At 58.7% G+C, this 13,757-nt stretch carries 11 protein-coding genes and 2 tRNA genes; 3 read left to right on the forward strand and 10 right to left on the reverse strand.

Going from position 1 to position 13,757, the window contains the following annotated elements; all coding sequences use genetic code 11:
• Positions 1-47: 47 nt before the first annotated feature.
• The 7 genes from hflX to nnr all read right to left on the reverse strand — a co-directional run bounded on the left by hflX (position 48) and on the right by nnr (position 8,500).
• Positions 48-1,328 carry a ribosome rescue GTPase HflX gene (hflX, locus tag GRH90_RS01475; RefSeq protein ID WP_162364116.1) on the reverse strand — a complete coding sequence of 427 codons (1,281 nt, stop codon included), beginning with the start codon at positions 1,326-1,328 and terminating at the stop codon, positions 48-50.
• A gap of 96 nt (positions 1,329-1,424) precedes the next feature.
• Positions 1,425-1,733 carry an RNA chaperone Hfq gene (gene hfq / locus GRH90_RS01480; RefSeq protein WP_162364117.1) on the reverse strand — a complete coding sequence of 103 codons (309 nt, stop codon included), beginning with the start codon at positions 1,731-1,733 and terminating at the stop codon, positions 1,425-1,427.
• Between the two features lie 115 nt (positions 1,734-1,848).
• Positions 1,849-2,793 (reverse strand): tRNA (adenosine(37)-N6)-dimethylallyltransferase MiaA, encoded by a 945-nt coding sequence (gene miaA, locus GRH90_RS01485; protein ID WP_162364273.1) that lies wholly within the window; start codon positions 2,791-2,793, stop codon positions 1,849-1,851.
• Positions 2,794-2,797: 4 nt separating this feature from the next.
• Entirely contained in the window at positions 2,798-4,771 is a 1,974-nt protein-coding gene (mutL, locus tag GRH90_RS01490; RefSeq protein ID WP_162364118.1) for a DNA mismatch repair endonuclease MutL, read from the reverse strand.
• Between the two features lie 19 nt (positions 4,772-4,790).
• On the reverse strand, positions 4,791-6,500 hold the full coding sequence (amiB, locus tag GRH90_RS01495; RefSeq protein ID WP_162364119.1) for an N-acetylmuramoyl-L-alanine amidase AmiB: 1,710 nt from the start codon (positions 6,498-6,500) through the stop codon (positions 4,791-4,793).
• A complete protein-coding gene (gene tsaE / locus GRH90_RS01500; RefSeq protein WP_162364120.1) occupies positions 6,497-6,976 on the reverse strand; it encodes a tRNA (adenosine(37)-N6)-threonylcarbamoyltransferase complex ATPase subunit type 1 TsaE in 480 nt (159 codons plus the stop codon). Before tsaE ends, amiB begins: the two co-directional genes overlap by 4 nt.
• Before the next feature lie 9 nt (positions 6,977-6,985).
• Positions 6,986-8,500, reverse strand: coding sequence for a bifunctional ADP-dependent NAD(P)H-hydrate dehydratase/NAD(P)H-hydrate epimerase (gene nnr / locus GRH90_RS01505; RefSeq protein ID WP_162364121.1), 1,515 nt, complete (start codon positions 8,498-8,500; stop codon positions 6,986-6,988).
• On the opposite strand from nnr, the gene queG reads away from it, so the two are divergent.
• The gene (gene queG / locus GRH90_RS01510) at positions 8,499-9,638 is read left to right on the forward strand and encodes a tRNA epoxyqueuosine(34) reductase QueG (protein WP_162364122.1); all 1,140 of its coding nucleotides are present in this window, start codon (positions 8,499-8,501) and stop codon (positions 9,636-9,638) included. The two genes, nnr and queG, sit on opposite strands and share 2 nt — an antisense overlap.
• A gap of 301 nt (positions 9,639-9,939) precedes the next feature.
• On the opposite strand, the gene GRH90_RS01515 is transcribed toward queG, so the two are convergent.
• From GRH90_RS01515 to orn, 3 genes are all read right to left on the reverse strand, one after another.
• A tRNA-Gly gene (locus GRH90_RS01515) sits at positions 9,940-10,014 on the reverse strand.
• A gap of 824 nt (positions 10,015-10,838) precedes the next feature.
• Positions 10,839-10,913 (reverse strand) — tRNA-Gly (locus tag GRH90_RS01520).
• 183 nt (positions 10,914-11,096) lie between these two features.
• Positions 11,097-11,642, reverse strand: a complete 546-nt coding sequence (gene orn, locus GRH90_RS01525) for an oligoribonuclease (protein ID WP_162364123.1) — start codon at positions 11,640-11,642, stop codon at positions 11,097-11,099.
• Between the two features lie 102 nt (positions 11,643-11,744).
• On the opposite strand from orn, the gene rsgA reads away from it, so the two are divergent.
• Together rsgA and asd are read left to right on the forward strand one after the other, a co-directional pair.
• Positions 11,745-12,791 (forward strand): small ribosomal subunit biogenesis GTPase RsgA, encoded by a 1,047-nt coding sequence (gene rsgA, locus GRH90_RS01530; RefSeq protein WP_162364124.1) that lies wholly within the window; start codon positions 11,745-11,747, stop codon positions 12,789-12,791.
• Positions 12,792-12,866: 75 nt separating this feature from the next.
• A complete protein-coding gene (gene asd, locus GRH90_RS01535) occupies positions 12,867-13,754 on the forward strand; it encodes an archaetidylserine decarboxylase (RefSeq protein WP_162364274.1) in 888 nt (295 codons plus the stop codon).
• Positions 13,755-13,757: the final 3 nt, after the last annotated feature.

The raw sequence follows: 13,757 nt of genomic DNA on the forward strand, positions 1-13,757 counted from the left end.
CATTTTACTTAATTAGTATTCTTCAGGCTTTTGTTCCCAAAGGACGGTCAGACAAGATAGTCCGCCAACTCGTTTTCCTGCTTGCAAAGACGACGCCAGTCGATGATGGGCAACCGGACTATCATTCCCACGCTGCCGTCGTCTTCGATCCATTCTTTTTCAATTGCCTGAAGCTGGTAGAACCTGCTGCGTAAACGTCCCGCCTGCGGGGGCAAGCGCAGCTCATGCTGAGCAATCTCGCCCGACAGACGCTCGGTCAGCGCCTGAAAAAGCAACGGAATTCCCTCACCGGTCTGGGAAGATAACCATACCCGCACCGGCACGTTTTCCTCATTGCGATCGATACGCGGCACAAAATCGTCCAGCATATCGATTTTATTCATCACCAATAATTCCGGTATTTCATCCGCCTCTATTTCAGCCAGCACCGCATCCACGGCGGCGATATTTTCCTGGCTGCGGACATCCGACGCATCCACGATATGCAGCAACAGCGTGGCTTCGCGCGTTTCCTGCAACGTGGCTTTGAACGCCGCCACCAAATCATGGGGCAAATGGCGGATAAAACCAACGGTGTCCGCCAGCACCGTGTCGCCGACGTCGTCGACCTCGATACGCCGTAGCGTCGGGTCCAGGGTGGCGAATAACTGATCGGCGACATACACGCCCGCCTGGGTCAGCCGGTTGAACAAGGTGGATTTGCCGGCGTTGGTATAGCCCACCAGCGATACCGTGGGCACCTCGGCGCGGTTGCGGGCGCGGCGTCCCTGCTCCCGCGATTTTTCCACGCGCTCCAGGCGCGAGAGAATCAGGGTAATGCGGTTGCGTAATAACCGGCGATCGGTTTCAAGCTGGGTTTCACCCGGCCCGCGCAAACCGATCCCGCCTTTTTGCCGCTCAAGGTGGGTCCATCCCCGCACCAGTCGCGTTGCCAGGTGGCGTAACTGCGCCAGCTCCACCTGCAGCTTACCCTCATGGGTACGCGCGCGCTGCGCGAAGATATCCAAAATCAGCCCGGTTCGATCGATAACACGGCATTGGCACAGGCTCTCAAGGTTTCGTTCCTGGGCCGGGGACAACGCATGGTCGAATAATACGACAGACGCACCACTGGTTTTAACCGCCTCGGCGATTTCTACAGCTTTTCCCTCACCGACATAATATTTGGGGTGGGGTGCCTTGCGGCTCCCGGTGATCACGTGCAACGCCTCTACCCCGGCGGAAGATACCAGCGATTCAAATTCCTGCAGATCTTCCGTGTCTTTGTCTTGTGAGAAAAAAATGTGAACCAGTATGGCCTGCTCACCGGTATCGTAACGGTCAAACAAGCGTACAACCTCTCAAACGGATAAACCGCAGTTGTAACGGAGCCTTAGCGCCAGCAACGCGCTAAAGCACCGCGATATGGTCAAGCTGGATACGCCTTATTCAGCGTCATCACTTTCCTGGGGCTGAGCAGGCGCCGCAGGATTGCTGCCATGATGATAATTACTGCTGGCACCACTGGCCGGATTGTTATTGTGATGCGACACCGCACGCGATGGTACTACTGTAGAAATGGCATGCTTATAAACCATCTGACTTACCGTGTTTTTCAACAAAATGACAAACTGGTCAAATGACTCAATCTGGCCCTGCAATTTGATACCATTCACCAAATAAATAGAAACCGGAACCCTTTCCCGACGCAATGCGTTCAAGAACGGATCTTGCAAAGATTGCCCCTTAGCCATTCTATCTTTTCCTTATGTGCTTGTTGTTTGTAACAAGAACCATGTGTGGCTCTAAAAATAAACGATGTAAAAAAAAACGCGTTCAGTACTTTTCAATTGTACACAATCACCCGACCTATGCACTAACAACCTGTAATACCGTATCTAAGGCGGAACGGGGCTTGTCGCTATCGAGCCAGTGTACTGACTGCCAACCGCGTAACCATGTCATCTGGCGCTTGGCCAACTGACGGGTTGCGCAAATCCCGCGAAACACCATTTCATCGTAATCGATCTCACCGGATAAATATGACCACATCTGGCGATAACCCACACAACGGATGGAAGGAAGATCTTTATGTAAATCCCCGCGCAGGAAAAGTGCCCTGGCTTCCTGCTCGAAACCGGCCGCCAACATCTGGTGAAAGCGTTGTTCAATACGCTGATGCAACCCTTCCCGGCTTTGCGGTGCAATCGCAAACTGATGAACCCGGTAAGGTAATGCTTCGCCAGATATTTTTGTCAGTTCCGTTAGAGTTTTACCTGAAACGAAAAAAACTTCCAGTGCTCTGGACAGTCTCTGGGGATCATTAGGATGAATACGCGTTGCCGATGCCGGATCTATCATCTGCAATCGGCGATGCATCGCCTCCCATCCTTTAAGACCCGCTTCCTGTGCGATACGTTCCCTAATTTCAGGATTTGCCGGGGGCAAGGGGGATAATCCCTCGAGCAAGGCCTTGAAATAGAGCATTGTACCGCCAACCAGTAACGGCATACGTCCGGACGCGGTGATTTCTGACATCGCCTGCAGCGCATCTCGGCTAAAATCCGCCGCCGAGTAGGCTTGCGCCGGATCGTTGATATCAATCAGCCGATGCGGCGCCTGCGCCAGTTCATCCGGTCTGGGTTTGGCGGTGCCGATATCCATGCCGCGATAGACCAGCGCCGAATCCACGCTGATTATCTCTACCGGCAGCTGCCTGCATAGCGCCATGGCCAGCGCGGTTTTACCCGAGGCGGTCGGTCCCATCAGGAACAGGGCCGTTGGCTTTCGGCCCGGCCGCTGCGCCTGGCCCATGGCATCAATCATGTTTAAGGGCCTCGACGGCGGCACCGAGATCGAGCATCACCAACAGTTCGCCGGGCGGGGTTTTTACCCATTGCGGACAAAGCCGCTCTACCTCGGCAAGCAGTTGGATTGCCTGGGAAAGGCTCCAGTCGTGCTGTTCGCTGCTTAACCGGCCGGCTATCCAGTCAGCTACGCGCTCGGTGGAGACCTCGTCCTCAGCCGAGAGATAGCCTAACAGTTCGGGAATCAAGTTTTGTAAATTTTGTTGGCGTAATGGTAAAGGTACGCCATTAAGCGTTGCCTGATGTTGATGAACCTGCAATTGGATCCCCAATTCATTCAAGATTGCCTGATGGCGATGGTAAGCGGCCACTTCTGGCTCCTGCAGCGCCATGCGCAGCGGAATCAACAGCGGCTGCGCCCGCAGCCCTTCTCCGTCCGGCGTAAGCTGCCGGTGCTTAAGGCACCGCTCCGCCACCGGCAGCGAGATAAGCGCCAGGCGCTGGCGAAATTCAACCAGGGCGTAACAAGGCGGGTAAATAGACAACACCCGGCCGAAACTTTGCGCATCGCCGGGATCGCCGGCGGCGGTGGCGGACGGCAGCGCCGTGGCCGTGCGCTCATCCCGCGCCGGCGCGCCGGGCTGGATCAGCCGACGGTATAGTTCGCCTTCTTTTTTCTGGTAACCGGGGCCCGCGGGGTAAGCCGCCGCCGGTTCACGCATCCGGCCCCGGCTGGAGCCGGCAGGGGGCGCAACGTCGTCGCCGGTTCGGGCAAGGACGCGATCGCCATCGCGGCGACCGCCGGCCACGGAGGGCCGGCCGGCAAGCTGGCCGCCATCGCGCCGGTCGCCTTCGGCAGCGGGGAACAGCGGCGCCGGCGATGGGGGGGCGGCGCCGGCGAAGGAGTTTTTACCCGACGCCGGGCGATTTTCCGGCGACCAGTGGATGGCCGGCTGCGCCTCATCGCGCAGGGGCAGCGTCGGCGCGGCGCCTTGCTGCAGCACCGAGATGATCGCCTGGTAGATAAAGTCATGCACCAGGCGCGCCTGGTGGAAACGCACTTCATGCTTGGCCGGATGGACATTAACATCCACCTGGTGCGGATCCACGTCCAGGTACAGCACAAACGCCGGCTGCTGGCCCCCGGTCAGTTGCTCCTGGTACGCTTGGCGAATGGCATGGTTAATCAGCTTATCGCGCATCATGCGTTGGTTGACGTAACAATACTGCATTTCCGGCAGTTCGCCGCCGCTGCGGGGATCGGCCACCCACCCGCGAATGGTCAGGTCGCCATGGCTCCATGACACCGCCAGCGCACGCTGCACAAAAGCCGGGCCGCATAAACTGCCCAGGCGGCGCAAATGATGGGCTTCCTGGGTAACCGCGCGATATTGCCGCACCGGCTTACCGTTATGCGAGAGGGTAAAGGTGACGTCGAACCGGGCCAGGGCGATGCGTTTTACCACCTCGTCGATATGGGCAAACTCGGTCTTCTCGGTGCGCATAAACTTACGCCGCGCCGGCGTATTGTAAAATAAATCCAGCACTTCGACCGTCGAGCCCACCGGATGCGCGGCCGGCTTAATGGTCACGGTCATATCGCGGCCTTCGGCGTAAGCCTGCCAGGCCTCGCTTTGCGCTTCGGTGCGCGAGGTCAGGGTTAAACGCGATACCGAGCTGATGCTGGCCAGCGCTTCGCCGCGAAAGCCCAGGCTGATAATGGCCTCGAGATCGTCGAGCGTGACTATCTTGCTGGTGGCGTGACGCGCCAGCGCCAGCGCCAGTTCATCCTTATCGATGCCGCAGCCGTTGTCGCGGATGCGGATAAGCCTGGCGCCGGCCTTCTCAATATCGATATCGATGCGGGTGGCCCCGGCATCAAGGCTGTTCTCCACCAGTTCCTTCACCACGGAAGCGGGACGTTCGACCACCTCCCCCGCGGCAATTTGGTTGGCTAGCTGTGGCGGCAGCACCTGGATTGGCATGGCGGCAGTACCTCTGGCATTATGCGGATGGAATAATCAGCGTCTGGCCTAACTTCACGTTATCTGACTTCAGCTTATTAACGCGTTTCAGGGTATCACTGCGCACGCCATATTTGGCGGCGATGCCGGTTAATGAGTCCCCCGCCACCACTTTATGGCGCCGCGCGCGGACCGCCTGCGTCTGCTGCGGCACGGCTCCCGCCGGGATTCTCAGCCGCTGTCCGACCCAGACCACATCCCGTTTCAGCTTGTTCAAATCGCGCAGCGCGGCCATGCTGACGCCATAATGCGACGCGATGCCGGACAGGGTCTCGCCCCGCTGGACCGTATGACGGGTCATGGAGCCCGACGGCGGCGCGCCGGCCGGAGGCTGTACCGCGCTGGCCGTGCTTTGCGACACCGCCTGTACGCCGCTGGCGCCGGCGTCCATCGCCGAGCTGACGCCCTGCGGCCGGTTTTCCAGCTTCGGACCGTTTTGCTGCGGGTGCGATGCGAAATAAGCGCGCAGGCCAAGATAGATAGCTTTGGCAATTTTATCCTGGTAATCACTGCTGCCCAGCAGCCGCTCCTCGCCGGTATTGCTGATAAAGCCGGTTTCCACCAGCAGCGAAGGAATATCCGGCGAACGCAATACCCCCAGGCTTGCATGCTCCGGACGCGCCTTATGCAGCGAACCGACGTTGCGCAATTGCCTCAGCACCCTGGTGGCAACATCGTAGCCTACCCGCTGCGAGTGGCCGAACTGTAAATCCAGCACCGCTTGGCTGAGATAAGGATCGGCGGCGCTATTGGCCAGCAGATCCCCGGCCCCGCCGAGCAGCTCCGATTGTTTCTCATGCTGTTCCAGCCAGTTACCCATTTCGCTGTTGGCGCGCCGGTTGGACAATACCCAGACCGACGCGCCGGTGGCGCTGCGGTTTGGCGCGGCGTCGGCATGAATCGACACCAGTACGCTGGCGCCCTGTTTGCGCGCCACGTCGGAACGGCCCATGACCGAAATAAAATAATCGCCGTCACGGGTCAGCGCCGGCCTGAACATCGGATCGGCATCCAGCAGCGCTTTCAGTTTGCGGGCAATGGCGATGGTGACATTCTTTTCCTTCAGGCCGTTCGGCCCGATCGCGCCGGGATCCTGCCCGCCGTGCCCCGCATCGATGGCGACCACCACCCGATCGCCCGGCGCCACCGCGCGCCGCGGTCCGCGTGAGACCGGCGCCACGGGCGTCACGCCGGCGGCCACGCCATCGAACGGATTACCCTGCGCCATGGATGACGTCCCGCTGGATGCCGCGCGGGTGATGCGCCCGCGATTGGGCGAGGGAGCCCTCTGTACGGGCCTGGCCTGGCCGATCAGGGTAAACACCAGGGTATAGCGGCCGTTCTCTTGTTTTGCGGCGGCCTGCACGCGCGATTTGCGCGTCAGTTCGAACACCAGCCGAATACTCTGCGCGTCGGGGGCCTGGCTGCTGCGGATGCGGCTGATGATATTCTGGCCGTTGAAATTCAGCGGCAACCCCTGCGCCGCGATGCTGTCCCTGATATCCACCACCACCCGATCCGGATTGTGCAGCGAAAAGAACGCGTAAACCGGCTGCGTGGCAAACCCCAGCGTGACCGTCGACTGCTCGGCGCCGTTGGAAACATTCACATCGCTTAGATTTGCCGCTAACGCCTGTCCCATCAGGCAACATAAAACAATGGCTAAAATCGTCCTGATCTTCAGCATCATGTATTGTTTTCCCGCCGTGACGCCAGTTGCGCCAGGATATGCGCGCCGCGATCGGATCGGGATTCCAGCGTCGCCCGCCGGCCCGGGTCGACATACTCAAGCGACAGGGCGATGTCGGCGTCCGGCAATACGCCCTGGCCCTGCTGGGGCCATTCCACCAGGCAGAGGGCATCCTGATCGAAATAATCCCGCACGCCCATAAATTCCAGTTCTTCGGCATCCACCAGGCGGTAGAGATCGAAATGATAGACCGTCCTGGGCGCCAGTTCATAGGGTTCGACCAGGGTGTAGGTCGGGCTTTTCACATTGCCCTCATACCCCAGGGCGCGCAAAAAACCACGGCAGAACGTCGTTTTGCCGGCGCCCAGATCGCCATAAAGGTAAATCACACATGATTGTCGGCAGGCGTCGGCCAACGCCGCACCCAATGCTATGGTTGCCGCTTCGTCCGGCAAAGGTAATACACGTTTTTCCATGTCTGATTTCTATGCGATACGTTCAGGATTAACAAATTGATATAACGCGGGCAGCAAATCCGTGGCCAGCATGCCGCGCGTTCCTTTTTCCGCCGCCAGCAGGTCGGCGGTGGCGCCGTGTATGACGCAGCCGGCGCATGCCGCGTCGTACAGCGACAGCTTTTGCGCCAGCAGCCCGCCAATAATACCGGACAGCAAATCGCCCATGCCGCCCGAGGCCATGCCGGCGTTGCCGACATCGGCGACGGCCATATGGCCCCCGGCGTCGGCTACCAGCGTGCCGGCGCCTTTCAGTACCACCACGCCGCCATAACGTTTAATGATATTTTTAGCAAAGAGTAAGCGGTCACTCTCAATATCGCCAACTTTACTGTTCAGAAGGCGGGCGGCCTCCCCTGGGTGGGGGGTAACGATACGATTGTGACGTTTCTGCGGATTGATTGCCAGCAGGTTAAGCGCATCGGCGTCCCATAACATGGGTTTAGTGCAGTTTTCCACGATGCGCAGCGCATTTTTCGCCCAGTCGCCCTGGCCGAGGCCCGGACCGATGACAATCACATCCGCCCACTCGAGCCCGTGGCGCAGGGACTCGTCGTCCAGGGGTTCCACCATAAGCTCAGGACGGGCGGTCAGCAATGCGCCGATATTCTCTTCGCGGGTCAAGACCCGCACCAAACCGGCCCCGGTGCGCAATGCCGCCTCGCCGGTCATGCGGATGGCGCCGGACAGGCCGCGATCGCCGCCGACAATCAGCAGGCGCCCGTTATCGCCTTTGTGGGCGCAGGGATCGCGCGGCGTTAACCAACGGGTCAGCTGGGCAGCGGTCAACCGTTCCATGATCGGGGTCTGCCGCGCCAGCCAGGGCGCCAGGCCCAGGTCGTCATAATGCAGCCGTCCGGTCACGCTGCGCGCTTTGCCGGTCAGCAAACCGGGCTTAAGGGCGATAAAGGTCACGGTATGCGCCGCGTTGATCACGTCGCCCGCCACCGCGCCGGTGTCGGCATTCAGACCGGAGGGAATATCCAGCGCCACCACCGGCGCGGCATGGGCATTGGCCGCCGCGATAAGCTCGTCATAGGGCGCGCGCGGGGCCGCCGCCAGGCCGGTACCCAGCAAGCCATCAACGATCACGTCGACCCGCTCCGGCCAGGCGGCGTCGGCTACCAGGATGGCGCCGCCCGCGTCCAGCCAGGCCTGGCGCGCCAGCCGCGCCTGCTCCGGCAGCGGGCTATGTCCGGCGCACTCGATAAGCATCACCTGTTTGCCCGCCGCCTGCGCCAGGCGGGCCACCACATAGGCGTCGCCGCCGTTATTGCCGTGACCGGCCAGGATCAGGTAATGGCCGGCAAAGGGATACAGCCAGCTCAGGGTACGCCACGCGGCGTCGCCGGCGCGTTCCATCAGCTCGTACAGGGAAACTCCCGCCAGGCCCGCGGCCTCGCCTTCCCAGCGCCGGAGCCACTCCGCCGTATAGACGGAATGTGGTAAACTCAGGGTGCTCGTTTTCTTTTTATGGTCCGCCATGTCATACCCTTTTGATCTTATGGAATTAGCCCGGCTCATCAAGCAATGGGGGCGGGAGCTGGGTTTTCAACAGGTCGGCATCTGCGATACCGATCTGGCCGCGCATGAACCCGCCCTGCAAACCTGGCTGGACAACCAATACCACGGCGAAATGGCCTGGATGTCCCGCCACGGCATGCTGCGCGCGCGTCCCCACGAATTACTGCCAGGGACCCTGCGGGTCATCAGCGTCAGGATGAATTACCTGCCGGCCGGGGCCGCGTTCGCCAGCACCCTGAATAATCCCCATATGGGTTATGTTAGTCGCTACGCGCTGGGACGCGACTATCACAAGGTATTGCGCCAGCGTCTCAAACAGTTGGGCAACAAAATCCAGGATTGGTGCCAGGAGGTAAACTTTCGGCCTTTTGTCGATTCGGCGCCGATCATGGAACGGCCCCTGGCCGCCAAGGCCGGCATCGGCTGGGTTGGTAAACACTCGCTAATATTAAATCGCGAGGCCGGTTCCTGGTTTTTCCTCGGCGAACTGCTGATCGATTTGCCGCTGCCGGAAGACCCGCCGCAGCAGGAGCAGTGCGGACGGTGCGTCGCCTGCATGACCACCTGCCCCACCGGCGCCATCGTCGCGCCCTATACTGTGGACGCGCGCCGGTGCATCTCTTATCTTACCATTGAACTGGACGGGGAGATCCCCGAGGCGCTGCGCCCGTTGATTGGCAACCGCATCTACGGCTGCGATGATTGCCAGCTCATCTGCCCGTGGAACCGTTTTTCTCAGTTAACCGACGAGCCGGACTTCAGCCCGCGCACGGTGCTGCATACCCCGGAATTATTGGATTTGTTTGCCTGGGACGAGGCGCGGTTCCTGCGCATTACCGAAGGATCGGCCATCCGGCGCATCGGCCATTTGCGCTGGCTGCGCAACGTAGCGGTCGCCCTGGGCAATGCCCCTTATGAAGATACCGTCGTACTTGCCCTGCGGGAACGGCTGGGTGACAACCCGATGCTGGATGTGCATATCCGCTGGGCCATCGGACAGCAACTGCAGCGACGGGACGCCCTTGCGGTCAGCGTACAGACCGCGCAGCAAAAGCGTCTGGTAAGGGCAATCGAGAAAGGATTAATTCGTGACGCGTAGGCGGCGGCAGCTGATTATAGCGTAATGATTTGAACTTTCCCGTCTGTGGATAAAAATAAAAACCCTTTGACAATCAAGCACACTAAAAAAGGCAATAGGCACCACCGACGTTTTTAAATAAAACTTTCTCGTTAAATATCAACAAAATAAATTTTGATATTGATTTGAATACTATTTAAGGAAATTTGTTGTTACGAGGAGTAGCTGTGGATAACTCTGTTTAAAACATTTTTGGCAGCGGCTCGGCGCAGAGCACAGGCCGACGGGTAATGTCCAGCGAATTTAGACATATTTTTGACTTTGGAGCGGGAAACGAGGCTCGAACTCGCGACCCCAACCTTGGCAAGGTTGTGCTCTACCACTGAGCTATTCCCGCATAAAATGTGACTGGTTACCGCTTGGCTGAAAGTGGAGCAAGCGACCGCTGGCCACAACATCAACTACCGGCAAAACACTGAGTGTAAAAAGAGATGCTGTGCATACAACCAACTGAAACTACAGTGTTTTTTCGCACATCCCCACTCAGGAATGGTCGAGATTATGGACTGATACCAAGGGAGAGTCAATAACCCGGCAGAAATTTATTCAACAACCGGCAGCCGCGGCATAACTATCGCTAATGGCCGCTATTTTCATGGCGATTTGCATTATCCATGGGTGCGATCGGCATATGGCTTACTGCTTGAAAACCTAGCTAATGCTGAAACCGCCTGGCCGACATGGTCCCAATACATGGCTCGGCGGAACACGCGCCCTATTTGCAAGCGGCTTATACAGCAGTGACCACTTTCCGCTTTTGCGCCGCCGCGCGCCGTCTTCTGAGCCGCCTGCGCGGCAGTGGACCTTACCGACTACGTTGTCGCCCGTTTAGCCAGACACGGTCACCGCGTCCAACCCCTTAAGAACCGCGCAGGCAAGTTTTCCAGCACGCCACTCAAGCCGTTACACAAGTCGTCTTGAGCAGCCGGCTACATCTCTTTAACATTGGCGAGGTGGGTCATTTTAGATTGGCGCCGACCGTTATCTAACGGCTTTTGTCGAGTGAAACTCGGCATGGGCCCGTGCGAATTGCGACGCAGATATCCGCTAAATGAACAGTTCGTGGGGGGAAGCAAGAGGATATTCAGGCATGAAAAAAGGGACCTGAGTCCCTTTTTTCAACGAGTTGCAGACGTCAACAGCTATCCGCACCTCAATATTTGGAGCGGGAAACGAGGCTCGAACTCGCGACCCCAACCTTGGCAAGGTTGTGCTCTACCACTGAGCTATTCCCGCATTTTTCACAACATGTACCCTTTGGCTTACGCATACAATTTTGTACCGGTACGGGGAGCGCATTATACGAGAAAACAGTTCGGCCGCAAGCCCCCCGAAGGTAAAAATAGCCTATTTTCGTCTGACTGCCGATAAAAACGTCAAAACGGCGGATTTTACGGCAGCGAGAGCCGCATTAGCAGCCTACAGCCGGATAAAGTGCTCGCGGTAGTACGCCAGCTCCGCCACTGATTCGCGGATATCGTCCAGGGCCTGGTGGCTGCCCTTTTTGGTCAGCCCGGCCAGGATCTCGGGTTTCCAGCGCCGGGCCAGCTCCTTGAGCGTGCTGACGTCCAGGTAACGATAGTGGAAATAGGCTTCCAGTTCCGGCATGTAGCGGAACAGGAAACGCCGGTCCTGGCCGATGCTGTTGCCGCAAATCGGCGATTTGCCGGCCGGTACCCAGTCTTGCAAAAAAGCCAGCGTCAGCGCCACCGCCCGATCCTCGTCGATACGGCTGGCGCGGACCCGTTCCACCAAACCGCTGGCGGTATGGGTACGCACGTTCCAATCATCCATGAGGCCCAGCTGTTCTTCAGACTGGTGCACGGCCAGTACCGGGCCTTCCGCCAGGATATTCAGGTTGGCATCCGTCACCAGGCTGGCAATTTCAATAATGCGGTCGCGCTCGGGATCAAGCCCGGTCATTTCCAGATCGATCCAAATCAGGTTGTTTTCATTTACCGGCATGATTTTCTCGTTGCAAAGGTTTCACGGCGTTTCTGTTAGAATACTGTGTATCATAGACGTTTTCATCGCCACGGGCGATTCATGAGCTACAAGTGAGGCACAGTGAGTAAAAATAAACTGTCCAAAGGCCAGCAACGTCGCGTACAGGCAAATCACCAGCGCCGCCTGAGAACCGACCGCGGCGTCGATTGGGATGACTCTCTTTTAGGCCAGGCCCAGGAAGGAACAGTTATCAGCCGCTTCGGCATGCACGCCGATGTGGAGGCGGCGGACGGCATCATACACCGCTGCAACCTGCGCCGCACGCTGGGCTCGGTGGTCACCGGCGATCGGGTGGTTTGGCGTCCGGGCAGCGAAGCGTCCTCGGGCATCAAGGGCATCGTCGAGGCGATCCATCCCCGCGCCTCCGTGCTGACGCGGCCGGATTTTTACGACGGCGTGAAGCCGATTGCCGCCAATATGAACCAAATCGTGATTGTTTCGGCAATCCTGCCGGAATTGTCGGTGAACATCATCGATCGTTACCTGGTCGCCTGCGAAACGGTTGAAGTGGAGCCGCTGATCGTGCTTAATAAAATCGACCTGCTGGACGCAAGGGAACGCGCCTGGGTAGATAAAACCATGGAGGTATACAGCCACATAGGCTATCGGGTGTTGATGGTGTCGAGCCAGACCCGCGAAGGGATGGAAGGGCTGGAGGACGCGTTGACCGATCGCATCAGCATTTTTGCCGGACAGTCCGGGGTGGGCAAATCCAGCCTGCTAAACGCCTTGCTCCCGCCAGAGCTGGCGCAGATCGTGGTCAATACCGTTTCCGATAATTCGGGGCTCGGCCAGCACACCACCACCGCCGCGCGTATGTACCATTTTAAACACGGCGGCCAGGTTATCGATTCCCCCGGCGTGCGGGAATTCGGCTTATGGCATCTGGAGCCGGAGCAGGTCACCCAAGGGTTTATCGAATTCAGGCCATACCTGGGTAACTGTAAATTCCGCGATTGCCGCCATGATAACGATCCGGGCTGCGCCATCCGGAGCGCGGTGGAAAACGGCGAGATTACCGCCATCCGGTTCGAGAATTATCATCAGATCCTGGACAGCATGTCGCAGGTAAAAACACGTAAATCATTTTCCGAAACGGATCACTGACATTTATCCTGTGCGTCGCTACAATTTTTTTTCCCGGTTAAATTTTCGGTTCACCCACTCATGTACGAGGTTTCTGTGCTCGATAGGATCAAAATAGCATTGCAGTATGTATTGCCCAAGCTCTGGCTGACCCAATTGGCCGGCTGGGGGGCCGAACTGCAGGCGGGCTGGCTGACGAAATTGGTCATTGACCTGTTCGTGCGGTTCTACCGGGTGGATATGCAGGAAGCGCAGCAGCCCGAGACATCTGCCTACCGGACGTTCAACGCCTTTTTTGTCCGGCCATTGCGCGATGACGCGCGCCCGATCGACAGCGATCCGGACGCGCTGGTAATGCCGGCGGACGGCATTGTCTCCCAATCGGGACCGATAGCGGGCGGGCTGGTTTTCCAGGCCAAAGGGCATCATTATAGCCTTGAAGCGCTGCTGGCCGGCGACGAGCGGCTGGTCGACGACTTTCGCGACGGCTCGTTTGTCACCACTTATCTTGCGCCCCGTGATTATCACCGGGTGCATATGCCCTGCAACGGGGTTTTACGTGAAATGATCTATGTGCCGGGCGAGCTGTTTTCGGTGAATCCGCTGACCGCGGCCAATATCCCGAATCTGTTTGCCCGCAACGAACGGGTCATCTGCGTGTTTGCCACCGATTTCGGGCCGATGGCGCAAATCCTGGTCGGCGCCACCATTGTCGGCAGTATCGAGACAACCTGGGCCGGCGTGGTCACGCCGCCGCGCGAAGGCATTATCAAGCGCTGGCGCTATCCGCGCGCGGATGAAGACGGGGCGGTGGTATTCTTGAAAGGCCAGGAAATGGGGCGGTTCAAACTCGGCTCCACGGTGGTGAACCTGTTTGCCAACGACGGCGTTTCCCTAGGCGATCATCTTCACAGCCGCGCGGCGACCCGCGTCGGCGGACGCCTGGCCACCGGCATCGCCCAAGCCGACAGCCCGCTGCCATAACCG

Origin of the sequence: Acerihabitans arboris, from assembly GCF_010131535.1 — a bacterium.
Lineage (GTDB): Bacteria > Pseudomonadota > Gammaproteobacteria > Enterobacterales > Enterobacteriaceae > Acerihabitans > Acerihabitans arboris.